Raw genomic sequence first — 17,951 nt, 5'->3', positions numbered from 1 at the left:
GCGGGGTTCGCTGGGTTGGCGGTATCCGCAATCACCAAGCGGCGTATTCGCATTTCATTCTTGTGTTCGAGCAGGTCGGTAACTACGCTGCGCTTTATCTCTTCCCGTTCGAAGGGAAACATTGTGAGCATTTTTGTCCTCGGTACTCTCTGGGTTGCCGGAGCAATCGCGGCCGGTGCTGGAATCGCTTTTCTCGTTCGCCGATTCGGTCTCGACGAGGGACGCCCCGACAATAATGAGAGGCGGCCGGTCAGGTGTTCACGATCGTCGGCGGCCTGCACGCGGTACTGATTTCCTTCGTGTTGATCTCGTTGTTCGACGGGGTGACTCAGGCGGGGGAGAGCGCGGAACGGGAGGCCAATGGTTTGGTCGCGGTCGCCTGGGCCGCCGACGCGCTGCCCGAGCAGGCAAGAGACAGGGTGCACGAGCTGAGCCGGGAGTACGCGACCGCCGTGATCGAGCAGGAATGGCCCCGGCTCGCGGCCGGTGAGCAGGTCACCGGCGCGGGGTGGGCCAGGCTCGACGAGCTTCGCGCGACACTGACCGCCGCGAGCATCACCACCAGTGACGAATGGGAGGCAGGCCGCAAGGCGGAAGCCGAGACCCAGCTACTGAAGGTCTACGAGGAACGGCAGGCACGGATCAACGACGCCGACAACAGAGGACTGGAACCCGTCGTCTGGTTCGTGCTGGGACTCGGAAGGTTCATCACGGTGGTGCTGTCCAACCTGTTCGGCGGTACCCGGCTGGTGACCCACACGATCATCGTGACGACGCTGGCCGGAATGATCGTGTTGCTGCTGTTCGCCATCTACCAGTTGCAGAACCCGTTCGGTTCGGACACTCAACTCGGGCCCGATGCCTTCCGGAACGCGCTGGACCGGCTGGGCTGAGCAGGTGCGCGGATGGTGCGGGTGTGCGCTCGTGGTCGTCGCGGCGGGGACACTGCTCGCCCTGCCTTCGGCTGGCGACTCCTCGGCGCGGCAGGATCCTTCCTGCGTCATCGAACTGGTGACCAGCGGCGGTATCGCGGCGCCGAGCACGCTGAGCACCGTCACGCTGCCGGACGGCGCCACCACCGTGATCGGGGAACTGCCGGAGCGGATCAACGCCATCGGTCACGCGCCGGAGCAGCGGATCAGCTACGGCGTCGCGGGCGGCGGCCGGGTCGTGACGATCGACAGTACCGTCGCGGGTGGTGCCGTCACCGATACCGGGGCGGTGCTGCCGCCGCTTCCCGCTCCCTCCGCCGGTGCGGTTCTGCGCGACCGCTGGTATCTGCTCGGCCCTGCCGCCCTGTACACAGTGGACATCGAAAGGGAAAGCGACACCTATCTTTCGGTGACCGGGGCGCTCCCGTTGCGCCCAGCCGGACTCGCCGCGCGAATTCACACGGTCGCCGACATCGACGCCGATCCCGCGACCGGCCTGCTCTACGGCGTGCTGCCAGGACTGCCGGAACCGCCTGGAGCGGCGGGTACCGACGGAGCCGTGGTGAGCATCGACCCCGCGTCGGGAACCGTGACCGAGTTGCCCGCCGCGACGGTGCCACCCGCCCCCGCCTACGGCGCCGTGTCCTACGGCCCCGACGGCGCGCTCTACACACTCGCCAACACGCTGCTCGGTGGCGATGCCAGGAGCGTGCTCTACCGTGTCCCACTCGACGGATCGGCTGTCTCCGAGATCTCGGCCGGCGAGCCGGTGTCCAGTTCGGACGCGACCGGCTGTGTTCCCCCGGCTCCTCCAGTTCCGCCTGTTCCCCCAGAACCGCCGCCTCCGCCATCGTCGACCCCGCCACCGCCCAGCCCTCCGCCACCGTCGACCCCGCCACCGGTATCGGAGCCCGCTGAGCCGCCGCTGCCACCCTTGCCCGGGCTTCCGGAGCCCGCTCCATCCGCCGAACCGCCGCCGAGCCCCCCGCCTGCTCCGCCCGAGCCGCCCGCCACCAGCGAACCGCCACCCGCCGTCGTCCCGCCACCGCCTCCCGAGGAGGACGTCGACAGCACCACGATCACCCCCACGGAGAAGAAGCGCCGCTGGGCGGTCGCGATGCTGTTGCTCGTGATCGGGGCCGGAGCCGCCGCGAGGAAACTCGCGCGACGTTGATCCGCCGGACCGCAGAGGTTTGCGTTCAGGTTGCCGAGATCCGCGTCCAGGCGCGTGAGTCCCGCATTCGTGCGCGAGTCCCGCGCTCGGGCTGGCGAGTTTCGCGGTCCGGATCGGCTGCCTGGAGGTGGGCACCGAACCCGCGCGGGATGTGAACCGGCCAGCGCCGTGTCGGGCATTCGGGAGCCGCGGCGAGGAAACTCGCGCGACGATGGTCCGCCGGGTTTGCCACAATCACCGCATGGACAAGCCATGGCTGATCGACGAGCTCGCCTACGCCGGGCCGGAACACCTCGACGAGGATTTCGTCGCGGGCTTCGACCGGAAGCAGGGCTATCCCGATCCCGCGCGGGACATCGCGGAGTTCACCGCGCTCGGGCTCGGTGCCGGATCGGCCATTGTGGACATCGGAGCCGGTACGGGCCGCTTCGCGCTCGCCGCCGCCACGGTGTTCGGCAGCGTGACCGCGGTCGATGTGTCACCGGCGATGCTCGGCGTGCTGCGCGAACGCGCCGCCGAGTCAGGTGCGGGCAATCTGAAGTGCGTCCTCGGCGGCTTTCTCGGGTTCACCCACGAAGGTCCCGCGCTCGACGGCGTCCACACGCGACACGCGCTGCACCAGCTTCCCGACTTCTGGAAGGCGATCGCGCTCGCCCGGATCGCGGGCATGCTGCGCGAAGGCGGGGTACTGCGCCTCGTCGACCTCATCTACGACTTTCCGCCGGAGCGGGCCGACGAGGTGTTCGCCCGGTGGCTCGCCTCGGGTGCACGGGACCCGCGTCTCGGTTATACGGCCGAGGATTTCACCGAGCACATCCGCACCGAGTACAGCACGTTCCGCTGGCTGCTTGAACCGATGCTCGACAAGGCGGGCTTCGACATCGTCACGGTGGACTTCCCCGGACCGGTCTACGGCGCCTACACCTGCCGCAAACGCGGCTGAGGACCGGCTACGTCCGCCGGTTGGCCTCCCGGGCGGCCCTGCCGGTCATCAGCTTGTCGAGCAGGCCGATGAGCGTGCGCCGTTCCTCGGCCGTCAGGGAGTCCGCCCACGCCTGCTCCCTTTCGTTGTGCGCCAGGTAGTCCCTCGTGATGACCTCGCGCCCTCGCCCGGTGAGGACCAGCAGCACGGACCTGCGATCGTGCGGGGAAGGCCGCCTGCTGACGAGGCCGGCCTTTTCCAGCGTGTTCACCAGCGCCGACACGGCGGCCCTGCTCATCCCGGACAGCGTGGCCACGCGTTTGGACTCGACCGGACCGGCGAGCCACACCACGAACAGCACGCGGAAACCGGGCCAGCTCAGTCCTCTCGGCCGGTGCACGGCCGATTCGAGGTCGTAGACCAGCGCGCTCGTCACGCGGTGCAGGGAAAGCACGAGCCGCATCGCGACCGGGTCGACGTCCTTCAGCTCCGAACTCGTGGTGGCGACCGCGAAGTCGACGAACGACAGGAAGTCCAGCTCATTCGTACTTTCAGCGGTCATCGGCACAGGCTAGCTCTTTTCCCGTTCTCCGTTCGGCGCTAGTCTTCAGCCAGGACAAAGTAGTCAAAGCTTTGATCACGGAGGCGCATCGTGGCGCGGAAGAGCTTCGCCTCGTCGGAGGACCTTGCCGAGAAGGAGCAGACGCTGGAGGTGCTCGCCGACGGGGTGTACGCGCTGACCGCGGAGGGTGACCCCAACGTCGGCGCGATCGAGGGGGAGGACTTCCTGGTCTGCTTCGAGGCCATGGCGACGCCCGTGGCCGCCGCGGAATGGCTGGCGAAGCTGCGTGAGCACACCGACAAACCGGTCCGCTATCTCGTGCTTTCCCACTACCACGCGGTTCGCGTGCTCGGTGCGTCCGCGTTCGACGCCGACGTGATCGTCGCCCACGAGAACACGAAGGCGCTCGTGGCCGAACGTGGCTTGCAGGACTGGGAAAGCGAGTTCGGCAGGATGCCACGGCTGGCCAAACAGGCCGACACCGTCCCGGGGCTCACCTGGCCGACGCTGACCTTCTCCGACCGGCTCACCATCGATCTCGGCGGGGACAGGGGAGAGCTGGTGCTGCGGTACTGCGGCCGTGGGCACACCGAGGGCGACATCGTGGCCTGGCTGCCCAGGCAGCGCGTCCTGTTCGCGGGCGACCTCGTCGAAGCCGAGGCGGCCCTCTACACCGGTGACGCCTTCCACCGTGACTGGGCATCCTCCACATTGGACCGGGTGAAGGCGTTCAGCGCCGAATCCCTCGTCGGCGGAAGGGGAGCGGTCAGCAGGGGAAGGGAGGCCGTCGACGCCGCCGTCGAGCAGACCCGCCACTTCCTCGACGTGATGATCACCGAGGTCGGCGCCGTTCACCAGGCGGGAGGCACGCTCAAGGACGCCTTCGAACGTACCCATGCCGCGTTGTCCGGCACCTACGGAAGGTGGCCGATCTTCGAGCACTGCCTCCCCTTCGACGTCTCCCGGCTGTGGGACGAACTGAGCGGCGTCGAACGGCCGGTGATCTGGACGGCCGAACGCGACCGCGAGGTGTGGGACCAGTTGCAGGACTGAGAGCCATGAGCCCAGTCCAGCCACCGGCCGCCGAACCGGTCGCGGTCGTCGGAAACGGCCCCGTCGGGCAGACCGCCGCGTTGCTGCTCGCCCGCTGGGGCGTTCCCGTGCTGCTGCTGGACAGGAGAGCCGAGCGCGACCACGTCGGGTCGAAGGCGATCTGTCAGCAACGCGACGTGCTCGACATCTGGGAGTCCGTCGGTGCTGGCCTGCGCATCGCGCGTGAAGGGCTCACCTGGACGACCGCGCGCACGTTCTACCGCGACACGGAACTCTTCGCCTACCCGGTCGCCGAGGGCGGCCGGTCCTGTTTCCCTCCGTTCGTGAACCTCTCGCAAACCCGCACCGAGGAGATCCTCGACGAACGCATCGCCGTGCAGCCGCTCATCGACGTGCGCTGGGGGCACACCGTCACCGGGCTCACCCGGGACGCCGACGGGGTCGAACTGCGCTTCGCCCACGGCGAGGCTCTGCGGGCGAGTCACGCCGTGTTGTGCGCGGGCGCGCGCGGCGAGCCGCTGCGGGAGGCACTCGGCGTGACCTTCGACGGCCACTCCTTCGACGACCGGTTCCTGATCTGCGACATCCGCACCGACCTGCCTGGCTGGGCGGACGAGCGCCGGTTCTACTTCGATCCACTGTGGAATCCGGGACGACAGGTGCTGATCCACCCCTGCCCCGGCTCGACGTTCCGGATCGACTGGCAGGTTCCCCGTGACTACGACCTCGCCGCCGAGGAGGCCGACGGCAGCCTCGACCGCAGGATCAGGGCCATCATCGGTGACCGCGACTACGACATCGTGTGGAAGTCGGTGTATCGCTTCCAGTCCAGGATCGCGAACAGGTTCCGCAGCGGCAGGGTACTGCTGGCCGGAGACTGCGCCCATCTCGTGGCGCCGTTCGGCGCGCGGGGCCTCAACTCCGGTGTCGCCGACGCGGAGAACCTCGCCTGGAAACTCGCGTTCGTGCTGCGCGGCTGGGCCGGTGAGGGCCTGCTGGAGAGCTATCACGCCGAACGGCACGCCGCGGCGGTGGAGAACCTGGAGGTCACCGGTGCCACCATGCGGTTCCTCGTGCCCGGAACCGAAGCCGAGTTCGCCAGGCGCGAGCAGGTGCTGAACAGGGCCGCGGGCGACCCCTCAGCATACTCCGATGTGGACTCCGGAAAGCTGTCGGAACCGTTCTGGTACAAGGATTCGCCGCTGACGACTCCCGATTCCACCCGTCCGCCTCCTCGGCGCCCGCGCAGGGGCGAGGTGCCCGCGTGTGCCCCCGGCACGATCGTCGCCGACGCGCCGCTGACCGCCGACGGCGAGGACACCCGGCTGCGGGCGCTGGCAAGGGACGGTTTCCTGTTGTTGTGCACGCGCGGTGTCGCGACGCGAGCGGTCGAGGACGCCGCTGGCGAGGCGGCCTCCGGCTCGCCGGTCAGGGTCATGGAACTGGCGGCCGATGCCGCCGGCGCGCTCGGCGCGCGGCCTGGCGAGGTGTGGGTGATCAGGCCCGACGCGCACGTCGCCGCGATCGTCACCACTCCGGCCGCCGCGGCTGCCGCCGTGCGCACGGCGCTCGGCGGGGGACTCAGCGCGGAAGCCGCCGCCAGATCGCCCTCGGCAGCAGCCGCATCAGGAAGAACACCGGCCGCAGGACCGGCGGCACCCACACCACGTCCCGTCCCCGGCGAAGCGCCTTGACCGTCGCGTCGGCCACCGCCCCGGGGGTACTGGAAAACGGTGCGGGCGACATGCCCTCGGTCATCTTGCCGACGACGAAGCCGGGCCGGACCAGCACGAGCCGCACCCCGCTGCCGGAAAGCGCGTCGGCGAGGCCGCTGGCGAACCCGTCCAGACCGGCCTTGGCCGAGCCGTACACGTAGTTGGCCCTGCGCACCCTGACCCCGGCCACCGAGGAGAACACCACCAGCTCGCCGTGTCCCTGTGCCCTCGCCAGGTTCGCCAGCTGGGTCAGCACGCTGACGTGCGCCGTGAAGTCGGTGTGCACGACGGCCAGCGCGTGGGCGGCGTCGCGTTCGGCCAGCCCCTGATCGCCGAGGATCCCGAAGGCGGTCACCACCACCCCGACCGGACCGTGCTCGGCGAAGATACCGCCGAGTACCCGCTCGTGCGAGCCGGTGTCGTCGGCGTCGAACTCGACCCGCGCCACCGTGCTCGCACCCGCCGCCTTCAGCGCGGCCTCCTCGGCGTCGAGTTCGTGGCTGCGCCGCGCGGCAAGCACCACGGTGCTCGCCCCGCCCTCGGCGAGCCGGGTCGCGACGGCGAGGCCGATCTCACTGCGTCCGCCGAGGACGATAACCGTTCCCTTCATGCCGTGCAGTATGCCGACACCACTCGTCACACCGGGGTGGGCACCCTGCACTGGACCTGCGCGAGGCCGCTTTCGTCGACGACGGCGGCAGTCTGGTCGGCGACCGGGACGTCGTCGACGGTGATGACACACCGCACCGGCTGTTCAGTGGGGTCCTTGCTCGCGGCGGCCACCTTGATCCCGAGGTAGCCGGTGCCCCCGGCGGGCTCGACGAAGGCGTGGTCGAAGGGCTGGCCCCGCAAGGCGACCTGGGTGGTTCCGCTGTTGCCCCTCGAAACCCGCATCAGGGTGTCCTGCGGCCCGGAGACGGTGATGCGGATCCGATGCGGTTGCGCTGGTTGCCGTTCGGCCGGTTTGGCCATGGCCGGCGCGACGTCGCGCGCGACGGGAGCCACGTCCGGTTCGAAGGCGTGCATGGCGATGCCCACCGCCGCGATGGCCGCGGCCGCGACGACGGCGACGATGCTGAGAACCGCACGCTGCACGGGGGCTCCCTTCACGAGGCAGGGCTCACGATTGTCGCATCAGGACTACCCGGCGCGGCCTCTTCCAGTCAGGGAATCCACGTGAGGGTGACGATATCGTCCTGCCCGGTGCCGTGGCCCGTCCGCAGCGCGGCGGCGACCTCGTCGTCCCGCTCTCGCGGAAGGCACAGCCGTCTCCTGGTCTGCTCGACCAGCGTCGCGAAATCGGTCGTGCCCGCCATGGCGGACCGGTTCCTGCGCCAGCGCGTCACCTCTGGCCTGATGCCCAGTTCGGCGAGTACCGCGACGAGGTCGCCAGCGGTGGGGCCCTCGGGCCGGTCGATGCCGTGGAACCGCCGCCACAGGTGGTTCAGCGCCGTCAGCGGGTGCCGTTCGGTGACCTCGACGACCACGAGCCTGCGCGCGTGCGCGGTGAGTTCCGCGACGAAGGGGCCGGGATCGGCGACGTTGTAGAGCACGTGGTGGCACAGCACGACATCGGCGGGAGGGACCCGGTCCGCGGCCGACGGCCATTCGCCTTCGACGACGTCGAGGTTGAGGTCGAAGAGCAGGTCCCTGGCGCGCTCGGCGCACCGGCGCAATAGTTCACCGTCGCGGTCGAGCACCGTGATCCTGGTGGCCCGCCCGGCGAGCGGCAGGCTCGCGGCTCCGGCGCCAGCGCCGACGTCGAGCACCGAGCCCGGTGGCTCCAGCGCGCGCCACGCCGAGGGGAATGACGCGCCCTCTGGCCGGCCGAGCAGCGCGTCGGCCCGCAGGCTCAGTACTTTCCTCGGCACCAGCCACGGCGATTCCGGCGCGGCGGCGAGGATCGCGTCGGGGATCCGCCACGCCGCGAGCTCGTCCCGCCACCGCCGCGCGGCTGGGCCGGTGTCCGGTTCGTTCCGCTCGTTCCGCACGGCACCTCCTCGAACGTGCTCTGTCCCGACCCTAGATCGCCGGGTGAGGGCGGGCGGTGATCGTCACGGCGGGTACTACGATCGGCGGCATGTCCGACCGCCTTTACTTCCGTCAGCTTCTGGCAGGCAGGGATTTCGCCGCCGGGGACCCGATCGCGGCGCAGATGCGCAACTTCGCCTATCTGCTCGGTGATCGCGACACGGGCGAGGCGATCGTGGTCGACCCCGCCTACGCGGTCGACGACCTGCTCGACATCCTCGCCGCCGACGACATGCGGCTGACCGGCGTGCTCGTGACCCACCACCACCCCGACCACGTCGGGGGCGAGATGATGGGCTTCTCGCTGACCGGGCTGGCCGAACTGCTCGCAAGGGCGTCCGTTCCGGTGCACGTCAACAGGGCGGAAGCGGAGTGGGTGCGCCGCACGACGGGGGTCTCCGAAACGGATCTCGTCGCGCACGAGCACGACGACCTGCTCGATGTCGGCGCGGTCGGCGTCCGGCTGCTGCACACGCCCGGCCACACCCCGGGCAGCCAATGTTTCCTCGTCGACGGCAGGCTCGTCGCGGGCGACACGCTGTTCCTCGAAGGGTGTGGCCGCACCGATTTCCCCGGCGGCGACGCCGACGCGATGTACACGAGCCTGCAAGCGCTGGCCGGGCTTTCCGGTGACCCCGTCGTCTACCCCGGTCATCTGTACTCGGCTGAGCCTTCGGCTCCGCTGTCGGAGGTCCGCAGGCAGAACTTCGTGTTCCGCCCCCGCTCGCTTGAAGAGTGGCGGGTCATGTTCGGCGGCTGAGAACCGCGTTTCAGGCCATCCCCATGCGCCTGCCGAGGGTGATCTCCAGTACGACCCGCTCAGGGTTGACCCTCGGCGTGCGCTGATAACGCCGCGCGAAGCGTTCCTCCGCGTCGCGGACGGCCGAGGGGTCCTCGCGCACGACCGCGACGCCCTCCAGCGTCGACCAGCGGCGGCGGTCGACCTGGCTGAGCGCGACCCTCGCGCCATCCGGTCCCGCGGCTCGGATGTTGCGCACCTTGACGCTGCCCCGGGAACAGATCACCCGCGCGATCGCGAACTCCTCGTCGACCGTCACCCCGACCGGAACCACATGCGGTGTGCCGTCGGGGCGCAGCGTGGTGAGCGTGCTGTGGTGGCGCTCCCGCCAGAACGCGATCAGGTCCGTACTCGGCATGGGTGAAGCCTAGCCAGCCGCGTGCGGCGGGTTTTCGTCGAGGGAAGACGGCTCAGCGAACTGGGAGCGCTCCCAAAATGGGACGGCTAAATCGGACCTTTCGGCTGGGCGCGTGAAGGAGTTCCCAGATAACGCGAGAGAAACAAGGGTTGACACCCGATTGAGTGAGGGAGGACAGTGCTCGACACAACTGGGAGCGCTCCCAAAAAATTGAGGCAGACGACCCAACGAGGGGTTCACCGTGCGACACCAGCGCAGCAGAGTTCTTGGCCTGATCTCCTTCACCGCCGCCGCGGCGCTCGTGCTGGCCGCCTGCGGCGGCGATTCCGGCGGCGAGCAGTCAGCGGACGGAAAGATCGAACTCACCATCAGCACGTTCGGCGAATTCGGCTACGACGATCTTTACGCCGAGTACGAGCGGCTTCATCCCAACATCAAGATCACTCCGCACACCACCGGCCAGGGCGGGCCCTACCACGAAACCCTGTTCACCAAGCTCGGCGCGGGCTCCGGTCTCGACGACGTCACCGCCGTCGAGGAAGGGCACATGTCCGACGTGCTCGCCAAGTCGAGCAGGTTCAACGATCTCGCCGAGATCGGCCCAGCCGGCGTCACCCCCGACCGCTGGCTCGACTGGAAGTACGAGGCGGGAAGGGACAAGGACGGCAAACTCATCGGTTACGGCACCGACATCGGTCCGCTCGCGATGTGCTACCGCAAGGACCTCTTCGAAGCGGCGGGCCTGCCCAGCGATCCCGAGGGCGTCAAGAAGCTGTTCGAGAGCTGGGACAGCTACTTCGCGGCCGGTGATCAGTTCGTCAAGGGGTCCGGTGGCACCGCCTGGTTCGACTCGGCCTCGCAGATCTTCAACGCGATGCAGAACCAGTTGCCGACCGGCTACTTCGACCGCCAGGACAACCTCGTCATCGAGAGCAATCCCGGCATCAAGAAGAACTGGGACCAGGTGACGGCTGCCGTCGAACGCGGGCAGTCGGCAGGGCTCGTTGCCTTCAGCAACGAGTGGAACAGCGGCTTCAAGGGTTCGTCGTTCGCGACCAAGACCTGTCCCTCGTGGATGCTGGGCGTGATCGAGGAGCAGGCCGGCCCCGAGCACTCCGGCCAGTGGGCGGTCAGCGGCGTGTTCCCCGGTGGCGGCGGCAACTGGGGCGGCTCGTACCTGACCGTTCCCACCCAAAGCGAGCACCCGAAGGAAGCGGCGGAACTCGCGGCCTGGCTCACCGAACCCGAACAGCAGATCAAGGCGTTCAAGGCCAAGGGCGCGTTCCCGAGCCAGGTCGAGGCGCTGGAATCCCCCGAGATGGCCGAGGCGACCAACGAGTACTTCGGCGGCGTTCGCGACGGCGAACTGTTCGTGGAGCAGGCCCACAAGGTCGGCAGCGCGCAGTACAAGGGACCAGGCGACGGCAAGATCCAGGAAAACGCGGCGAGTCCCGCGTTGCAGGCCGTCGAACAGGGCCGGTCCCCCGAGGAAAGCTGGCAGCAGCTCGTCAACGGCGCTGCCCAGATCGCGCGCTAGTGAGTACGACGGTCTCGGCCACCACCGGCTCACCGGCGGGGCAGCGCCCCGCCGGTGAGCGGCCACACGCGCGGAAGGTCGCGTTGCGCGACCGGCTCGGCCGGTGGGACGTCAAGTACTCGCCCTACCTCTACGTCGCGCCGTTCTTCGTCATCTTCGGTGTCGTCGGCCTGTTCCCGCTGCTCTACACGGCCTACGTGTCACTGTTCGACTGGGAGCTCATCGACGACAGCCCTTCGTTCATCGGATTCGGCAACTACGTCCTGCTGATGTCGGACCCGCAGTTCTGGAAAGTGCTGACCAACACGTTCAGCATCTTCCTGCTCTCGGCCATCCCACAGGTGATCATGGCCGTGCTGCTCGCGGCGCTGCTCAACACCAGGCTGCGGTTCCCGACCGGCTGGCGCATCGGCATCCTGATGCCCTACGTGGCCAGCCTCGTGGCGCTGGGCATCATCTTCGCGAACCTGTTCGGCCCCAATTTCGGGCTCGTCAACGGGATCTTCGAACTACTCGGGCTGGACAGGGTCGACTGGCAGGCCAACAGGTTCGCCAGCCACGTCGCCATCGCGATCATGGTGAACTGGCGGTGGACGGGCTACAACGCGCTGATCGTGCTCGCCGCGATGCAGGCCATTCCACGGGAACTGCACGAGGCCGCCGTCGTCGACGGCGCGGGCCCGGTACGCAGGTTCTTCAGCGTGACCCTCCCGTTGCTTCGCCCGACGCTGATTTTCGTCATCGTCACGGCCACCATCGGCGGGTTGCAGATCTTCACCGAACCCAAGCTGTTCGACGCCATGCCCGGCTCGAACAACGGCGGCTCCACCAACCAATTCCAGACGGTGACGCTGTTCATGTACCAGTCCGCGTTCGAGAGGGAGGACCTCGGCTACGCCTCGGCCATCGCCTGGGTGCTCTTCGTGATCATCATTCTGGTCGCGCTGATCAACTTCCTGCTCACGCGTAGGATCGCGAGCGCGGGGGAGGGCCGACGATGACGGTGTTCCCCCTTCCGCTACGGCGGTCCCGGCGCGACGGCGGTCCGGTCGGCAGGGCCAACGTGTGGGTCTACGGCTTGCTGATCGCATTCGTGCTCGGCTCGATCTTTCCCTTCTACTGGTCGTTTCTCGTTGCCAGCAGGGATTCCTCGATGCTCACCGAGGCCGTTCCCCCGCTGCTTCCCGGCGGCAACTTCTTCGACAACGTGGCGAGAGTGTTCGACACGGTGCCGTTCTGGAGGGCGCTCGGCAACAGCTTCCTGGTGGCCGGTTCGGTCACGGTGTCGACGGTGCTCTTCTCGACCTTGGCCGGATTCGCGTTCGCCAAACTCCGATTCCGCGGTCGCAACGCGTTGTTCGTCCTGGTCATCGCCACCCTCGCGGTCCCGACTCAGCTCGGCATCATCCCGCTCTACATGGCGATGGCGGAACTGGGCTGGGCCAACCAGTTGCAAGCGGTCATCGTGCCCAACCTGGTGACCGCGATCGGCGTGTTCTGGATGCGCCAGTACACCGTCGAGGCCGTTCCCTACGAGCTGATCGAAGCGGCCAGAGTGGACGGTTGCTCGATGATCAGGGTGTTCTGGCACGTGTGCCTTCCCGCCGTGCGGCCGGCTGCCGCCTTCCTCGGGATGTTCACGTTCATGATGTCCTGGAACGACTTCATGTGGCCGCTGATCGCGCTGAACGCCGACAACCCCACCGTGCAGGTGGCACTGGAGAAACTGCAGAGCGGTCACTACATCGATTACTCACTCGTGCTGGCGGGTACCACGCTGGCGACCATTCCGATCCTGATCGTATTCGTCATTCTCGGCAAGCAGATCGTCGCCGGGATCATGCAAGGCGCTGTGAAGGGATGAGGCGTGTCGATTGTCCATGAAGGAGCTGAAGAGGCCACCGCGGTGACCCGGTTCCCGAGAGGTTTTCTCTGGGGGGTCGCCACGGCCGCCTACCAGATCGAGGGATCGACGACGGCGGAAGGCAGAACACCGTCCATCTGGGACGCTTTCGGCGAACAACCCGGCAGGATCGCGGGCGGCGACACCGGCGAGCCGGGAACCGACCACTACCGGCGGATGCCCGAGGACGTCGAACTGCTGAGCACCCTCGGCGTCGAGGCATACCGGTTCTCGATCGCCTGGCCCAGGGTGCGGCCGGACGGTGGCCCCGTCAATCGCGCGGGTCTCGACTTCTACGAACGGCTCGTCGACACCCTGCTCGGCGCGGGGATCACCCCATGGCCGACCCTGTACCACTGGGATTTGCCCCAGCGGCTTGAGGACGACGGCGGCTGGGCCGCGCGCGAGACCGCCTACCGATTCGCCGAGTACGCCGACGCGGTACTGGAGCGCCTCGGGGACCGGGTCGGGACTTGGACGACCCTGAACGAACCGTGGTGCTCGGCCTTCCTCGGCTACGGTTCTGGACGGCACGCGCCAGGCCGCACCGAACCGTCCTCGGCCGTCGCGGCGGCGCACCACCTGCTGCTGGCGCACGGGCTCGGGCTGGAGGTCATCCGGCGGCACACGCGGGACGCCCGTGCGGGGGTCACCCTCAACCTGTTTCCCGTCGGCGCGGCCGATCCCGCCGATCCCGCCGATGTGGAGGCGGTACGCAGGATCGACGGGCTACAGAACCGGTTCTTCCTCGATCCGCTGCTGCGGGGCGAGTATCCGGCGGACCTGCTCGCCGATCTCGAACCCTACGGTCTGTCCGGGGTGATCCGGCCAGGCGATCTCACGTCGATCTCGGCGCCCATCGACCTGCTCGGCATCAACTACTACCGCGATCTCAACGTCTCGGCCGTCCCTGACGAGAAGTCGGGACTGCCGTCGGAATGGGTCGGTGCCGAACACGTCGGTTTTCCCGAAAGGGGATTGCCGAAGACCGCGTCCGGCTGGGACATCAACGCGGGCGCACTGACCGGCCTGCTGGTGGACATCCACGAGCGCTACGGCCCGATTCCGCTCTACATCACGGAGAACGGGGTCGCCTTCGGCGACGCGCGAGGGGAAGACGGCCTCGTCGAGGACACCGACCGGATCGCCTTCATCGATCAGCACCTGCGTGCCGCGCACGCCGCCGTGGAAAAGGGTGTCGACCTGCGGGGCTACTTCTACTGGTCCGCGATGGACAATTTCGAATGGGCTGAGGGATACGCCAAGCGGTTCGGCTTGGTGCACGTCGATTTCGCGACCCAGCGGAGAACCCCCAAGGCGAGTGCGTCATGGTATTCGCGGGTGATCGCGGACAACGGCCTACGGGAGAACGATGATTGAGCCCGGTGACGCTGCGGTGGAGGACCGGGGCACGCCGACACTGGAGGAAGTGGCACGGGTGGCCGGTGTGTCCCGTTCGACCGTGTCCCGGGTGATCAACGACCTGCCCGGCGTGAGCGCTCGCGCGCGGGAATCGGTCAACGAAGCGATCCAGTTGCTCGGCTACGTGCCCAACGAGGCCGCGCGCAGCCTCGTGACCCGCAGGACCAACTCGATCGCCCTCGTCGTGTCCGAACCGGGCGACCGGGTGTTCAGCGACCCCTTCTTCGCGGGAGTCCTTCGCGGCATCCACTCCGGACTCGCGGGAAGTCACCGGCAACTCGTGCTGATGCTGATGGCCGAGGACGACGACGGCGAGCAACTGGAGAAGTATCTGAGCAGCGGGCACGTCGACGGCGCCCTCGTGGTGAGCATGCACGGCGACGACACCCTCCCGCAGCGGCTGGCCGAGGGAGGGCTGCCCGTCGTCGCGGGGGGAAGACCGTTGAGCGGCACCGACGTGCCCTACGTCGATTCGGACAACTTCACGGGCGGCCTGCTCGCGGCGCGGCACCTCGTCGAGCGTGGCAAGACCCGCATCGCGAGCATCGCGGGACCAGCCGACATGGCGGTGGGCATCGACCGGCTCGTCGGCTGGCGAAGGGGGATGTCGGAGGCGAGGCTGGCCACCGACGCCGTCGTCCACAGCGATTTCTCCGTCGAGGGAGGGGCCCGCGCGATGGCCGAGCTGCTGGACCGGCATCCCGGTGTCGACGCCGTGTTCGCCGCGGCCGACATCGTCGCCGTCGGCGCGGTCCGGGAACTGTCGGCGCGCGGAAAGCGGATTCCCGGCGACGTCGCGGTGGTCGGCTTCGACGACTCGGTGCTTGCCACCTCGGTGACACCGCAGCTCACCACGGTCAGGCAGACGGTAGAGGAGTTCGGCCGCACCATGACCTGGCGGCTGCTGGCCCAGCTCGCGGGGGAGGAGCACCTGCCTCCTTCGATCCTGCTGCCCACCGAGCTGGTGGTGCGGCAGTCGAGCTGAGCCGACCCTGGCGCCCCGGTCTCAGCTCGCGACGAACGAGTCCGGGTCGGCCATGATCCCGCGCACGGCGGAGGAAGCCGCGCCGCGCACCGCCGCCTCGGAACCCAGCGCGGAGGCGGTCACCGTGACCGGCGACCACGGTGCCCCGGTCACTCGCGCGCGCAATGCCGCCAGCAGCGGTTCGGCGAGCCACGGGTGCAGCCTGGCGTAGCTTCCGCCGAGTACCACACACGGCACGTCGAGCAGGTTCAGCACGCTCGACAACGCGGTGCCGAGGCGGCCTGCCGCTTCGCGCACCGCCGACCGGGCCGGGCGCTCGCCCGCCGACAGCGCGGCCACCAGTTCGGTGAGCCCGGCGACCCCCGCCTTCGCCGCGATGGCCTCCTGGCCCGCGAGCGTTTCCAGGCAGCCCCTCGCCCCGCAGGTGCAGCGAGGGCCACGGGAACTGACGGGGAAGTGCCCCAGTTCGCCGCCGAAACCACGGGTGCCGGAGAACAGCTGCCCGCCGATCACGATGCCTGCCCCGATGCCGATCTCGCCCGAGACGTGCACGAAGTCGCGGGCGCCGTCCGGCCCGCTCGTCCACAGCTGGGCCAGTGCCGCGAAGTTGGCCTCGTTGCCGACGAGTACGGGGCCTGCCGGGAGTTCGGTTCTGGCGGCCAGTTCGGCAGGCAGATCCACGTCGTGCCAGCCGAGGTTGGGCGCGACGCGCAGCAGTCCCGTCGGTTCCTCGACGAGACCGGGTACCGCGACCCCGACTCCGCCGACCGCGATCCCGCGCGCGGTGGCCTCGGCCAGTGCTTCCCGCACCGCCTTGCCTGCCCTGCCGAGGACCCTCGCCGTGGAAAGCGACCTGTTGTCGGCTCGCCGGACGCGGAGTTCGCGGACCTCGCCGGTCAGCCCCGCCAGGCAGGTGGCGATGTAGTCGACGGCGATCTCGACGCCGAGTCCGTGTGGTCCGCGGGGGGACAGCGAGAGGGAGGTGCCCCGCCTGCCGGGGCCCGGCCTGTCCTGTCGTCCCGATTCGGTGATGAGCCCGCCGCCGGCGAGGCGGTCGACCAGCGTCGAGACGGTGGCCTTCGTGAGGCCGGTACTCGCGGCGACGTCCGCGCGGGAACGGCCGGGGGAGTCGGCGATCGCGGCGAGTACGAGCGCGCAGTTGTGCCTGCGGACGGTGTGCTGGCCGGCGGGCCGTGCCTGGGTCACGCCGCTGATCTTAATGGTTGAGCCGCTGAACGAAATCCTTGACCGTGCTCCGGCGACGTCGATAAGTTCAGTCGGCAAACTTATTGCCGCTGGGAGGACATCGTGGTCGCACAACCGGTTCGCGAGGACAAGTTCAGTTTCGGACTCTGGACGGTGGGCTGGCGTGCCGTCGATCCCTTCGGTGACGCGACCCGGCCGGCGCTCGACCCGGTCGAGGCCGTGCACCGGCTGGCCGAACTGGGCGCCTGGGGCATCACCTTCCACGACGACGACCTCATCGCCTTCGGCAGCGAGGACACGGTGCGGCAGCGGCAGATCGACCGGTTCCGCGCCGCGCTCGACGAGACCGGTCTGGTCGTGCCCATGGCCACTACGAACCTGTTCGGTCACCCCGTTTTCAAAGACGGCGCGCTCACCAGCAACGACCGTGACATCCGCCGGTTCGCGCTGCGAAAGATCCTGCGCAACCTCGACCTCGCCGCCGAACTCGGCGCGTCGACCTACGTGCTGTGGGGAGGCAGGGAAGGCTCGGAAACCGACGCGGCCAAGGACGTGCGCGCCGCGCTCGACCGCTATCGGGAAGGTATCGACACCGTCGCCCAGTACGTCCTCGAACAGGGCTACGACATCCGGCTCGCGCTGGAGCCCAAACCCAACGAGCCGAGGGGCGACATCTTCCTGCCGACGGTGGGGCACGCGCTCGCCTTCATCGGCGAGCTCGAACACCACGAGATGGTGGGCCTCAACCCCGAGGTCGGGCACGAGCAGATGGCGGGGCTCAACGTCGTACACGGAATCGGGCAGGCGCTGTGGCAGGGAAAGCTGTTCCACATCGACCTCAACGGGCAGCGCGGCCCGCGCTACGACCAGGACCTGATCTTCGGGCACGGCGATGTGCTGTCCTCGTTCTTCCTCGTGGACCTGCTGGAGAACGGCGGTTACGAAGGTCCCCGGCATTTCGACTACAAGCCGTTGCGCACGGAGGACGGCACGGGCGTCTGGGAGAGCGCCGCCGCCAACATGCGGTCCTACCTGCTGTTGCGGGAGCGGGCGGCGGCGTTCCGGGCGGACCCCCGGGTGCGGGAGGCGCTGGCCGCCTCGCGGGTCGACGGACTCGCGGCTCCGACGCTGGCCGAAGGTGAGACGGTCACCGATCTCGTTGCCGACACCGGTGCGTTCGAGGACTTCGACGTCTCGGCCGCCGCGAAGCGAGGGTACGGTTTCGCGGCCCTGTCCCAGCTGGCCTTCGAGCACCTTCTGGGCGCCGGATAAACCCCGCGCGCCCCTGCCAGCCCCGCGAGTCCCCCGTCCAGGTCGCCGAGATCCGCACCCAGAAGCGCGAGATCCGCACC

Annotated in this window: 18 protein-coding genes; 12 read left to right on the top strand and 6 right to left on the bottom strand. The window is 68.8% G+C overall.

Translation table 11 applies throughout. The features are described from left to right. The first annotated feature begins 254 nt into the window (after positions 1 to 254). The 3 genes from BAY61_RS17505 (at position 255) to BAY61_RS17495 (ending at position 3,049) form a co-directional block, all read left to right on the top strand. Entirely contained in the window at positions 255 to 893 is a 639-nt protein-coding gene (locus BAY61_RS17505) for a bestrophin-like domain (RefSeq protein ID WP_338061488.1), read from the top strand. Beyond that, positions 859 to 2,106 (top strand): DUF6923 family protein, encoded by a 1,248-nt coding sequence (locus BAY61_RS32955; RefSeq protein WP_110057716.1) that lies wholly within the window; start codon positions 859 to 861, stop codon positions 2,104 to 2,106. The genes BAY61_RS17505 and BAY61_RS32955 overlap by 35 nt, the downstream gene beginning before the upstream one ends. Positions 2,107 to 2,347: 241 nt before the next feature. Next, entirely contained in the window at positions 2,348 to 3,049 is a 702-nt protein-coding gene (locus BAY61_RS17495; protein ID WP_091808618.1) for a class I SAM-dependent methyltransferase, read from the top strand. Positions 3,050 to 3,056: 7 nt separating this feature from the next. Here the strand turns inward: BAY61_RS17495 and BAY61_RS17490 are convergent, their stop codons facing one another. After that, positions 3,057 to 3,590, bottom strand: a complete 534-nt coding sequence (locus BAY61_RS17490) for a MarR family winged helix-turn-helix transcriptional regulator (RefSeq protein ID WP_091808616.1) — start codon at positions 3,588 to 3,590, stop codon at positions 3,057 to 3,059. Positions 3,591 to 3,680: 90 nt separating this feature from the next. Here BAY61_RS17490 and BAY61_RS17485 point away from each other — a divergent pair, with 90 nt between their 5' ends. Further along, complete coding sequence (locus BAY61_RS17485) at positions 3,681 to 4,643, top strand: MBL fold metallo-hydrolase (protein WP_091808615.1); 963 nt, start codon at positions 3,681 to 3,683, stop codon at positions 4,641 to 4,643. A 5-nt stretch (positions 4,644 to 4,648) separates the two neighbouring features. Next, positions 4,649 to 6,337, top strand: coding sequence for an FAD-dependent monooxygenase (locus tag BAY61_RS17480; RefSeq protein ID WP_091808613.1), 1,689 nt, complete (start codon positions 4,649 to 4,651; stop codon positions 6,335 to 6,337). Here BAY61_RS17480 and dprE2 read toward each other — a convergent pair. From dprE2 to BAY61_RS17465, 3 genes are all read right to left on the bottom strand, one after another. After that, a complete protein-coding gene (dprE2, locus tag BAY61_RS17475; RefSeq protein ID WP_091808976.1) occupies positions 6,225 to 6,968 on the bottom strand; it encodes a decaprenylphospho-beta-D-erythro-pentofuranosid-2-ulose 2-reductase in 744 nt (247 codons plus the stop codon). The two genes, BAY61_RS17480 and dprE2, sit on opposite strands and share 113 nt — an antisense overlap. A gap of 26 nt (positions 6,969 to 6,994) precedes the next feature. Further along, positions 6,995 to 7,453 carry a hypothetical protein gene (locus tag BAY61_RS17470; protein ID WP_091808611.1) on the bottom strand — a complete coding sequence of 153 codons (459 nt, stop codon included), beginning with the start codon at positions 7,451 to 7,453 and terminating at the stop codon, positions 6,995 to 6,997. Between the two features lie 68 nt (positions 7,454 to 7,521). Beyond that, complete coding sequence (locus BAY61_RS17465) at positions 7,522 to 8,349, bottom strand: class I SAM-dependent methyltransferase (protein ID WP_091808610.1); 828 nt, start codon at positions 8,347 to 8,349, stop codon at positions 7,522 to 7,524. A gap of 89 nt (positions 8,350 to 8,438) precedes the next feature. Between BAY61_RS17465 and BAY61_RS17460 the strand changes: the two genes are divergently transcribed. Continuing rightward, on the top strand, positions 8,439 to 9,149 hold the full coding sequence (locus tag BAY61_RS17460) for an MBL fold metallo-hydrolase (RefSeq protein ID WP_091808974.1): 711 nt from the start codon (positions 8,439 to 8,441) through the stop codon (positions 9,147 to 9,149). Between the two features lie 10 nt (positions 9,150 to 9,159). Here the strand turns inward: BAY61_RS17460 and BAY61_RS17455 are convergent, their stop codons facing one another. Continuing rightward, a complete protein-coding gene (locus BAY61_RS17455) occupies positions 9,160 to 9,546 on the bottom strand; it encodes a TIGR03618 family F420-dependent PPOX class oxidoreductase (protein WP_091808608.1) in 387 nt (128 codons plus the stop codon). A 274-nt stretch (positions 9,547 to 9,820) separates the two neighbouring features. Here BAY61_RS17455 and BAY61_RS17450 point away from each other — a divergent pair, with 274 nt between their 5' ends. The 5 genes from BAY61_RS17450 to BAY61_RS17430 all read left to right on the top strand — a co-directional run bounded on the left by BAY61_RS17450 (position 9,821) and on the right by BAY61_RS17430 (position 15,393). Further along, on the top strand, positions 9,821 to 11,083 hold the full coding sequence (locus tag BAY61_RS17450; protein ID WP_091808972.1) for an ABC transporter substrate-binding protein: 1,263 nt from the start codon (positions 9,821 to 9,823) through the stop codon (positions 11,081 to 11,083). Positions 11,084 to 11,166: 83 nt separating this feature from the next. Then, entirely contained in the window at positions 11,167 to 12,084 is a 918-nt protein-coding gene (locus BAY61_RS17445) for a carbohydrate ABC transporter permease (protein ID WP_245866227.1), read from the top strand. Then, the gene (locus BAY61_RS17440; RefSeq protein ID WP_091808604.1) at positions 12,081 to 12,947 is read left to right on the top strand and encodes a carbohydrate ABC transporter permease; all 867 of its coding nucleotides are present in this window, start codon (positions 12,081 to 12,083) and stop codon (positions 12,945 to 12,947) included. The genes BAY61_RS17445 and BAY61_RS17440 overlap by 4 nt, the downstream gene beginning before the upstream one ends. A gap of 3 nt (positions 12,948 to 12,950) precedes the next feature. After that, positions 12,951 to 14,366: a GH1 family beta-glucosidase gene (locus BAY61_RS17435; RefSeq protein ID WP_245865175.1), complete on the top strand. Its 1,416-nt coding sequence runs from the start codon at positions 12,951 to 12,953 to the stop codon at positions 14,364 to 14,366. Beyond that, positions 14,359 to 15,393 (top strand): LacI family DNA-binding transcriptional regulator, encoded by a 1,035-nt coding sequence (locus BAY61_RS17430; protein WP_091808602.1) that lies wholly within the window; start codon positions 14,359 to 14,361, stop codon positions 15,391 to 15,393. Before BAY61_RS17435 ends, BAY61_RS17430 begins: the two co-directional genes overlap by 8 nt. Positions 15,394 to 15,414: 21 nt before the next feature. Here BAY61_RS17430 and BAY61_RS17425 read toward each other — a convergent pair whose 3' ends face one another. Beyond that, positions 15,415 to 16,599 carry an ROK family transcriptional regulator gene (locus tag BAY61_RS17425; protein WP_091808600.1) on the bottom strand — a complete coding sequence of 395 codons (1,185 nt, stop codon included), beginning with the start codon at positions 16,597 to 16,599 and terminating at the stop codon, positions 15,415 to 15,417. Between the two features lie 102 nt (positions 16,600 to 16,701). Here BAY61_RS17425 and xylA point away from each other — a divergent pair, with 102 nt between their 5' ends. Next, entirely contained in the window at positions 16,702 to 17,871 is a 1,170-nt protein-coding gene (gene xylA, locus BAY61_RS17420) for a xylose isomerase (protein ID WP_091808599.1), read from the top strand. Positions 17,872 to 17,951 lie beyond the last annotated feature (80 nt).

Source organism: Prauserella marina, from assembly GCF_002240355.1.
Taxonomy (GTDB): Bacteria; Actinomycetota; Actinomycetes; order Mycobacteriales; family Pseudonocardiaceae; genus Prauserella_A; species Prauserella_A marina.
This window is presented reverse-complemented; position numbering and strand designations above follow the sequence as displayed.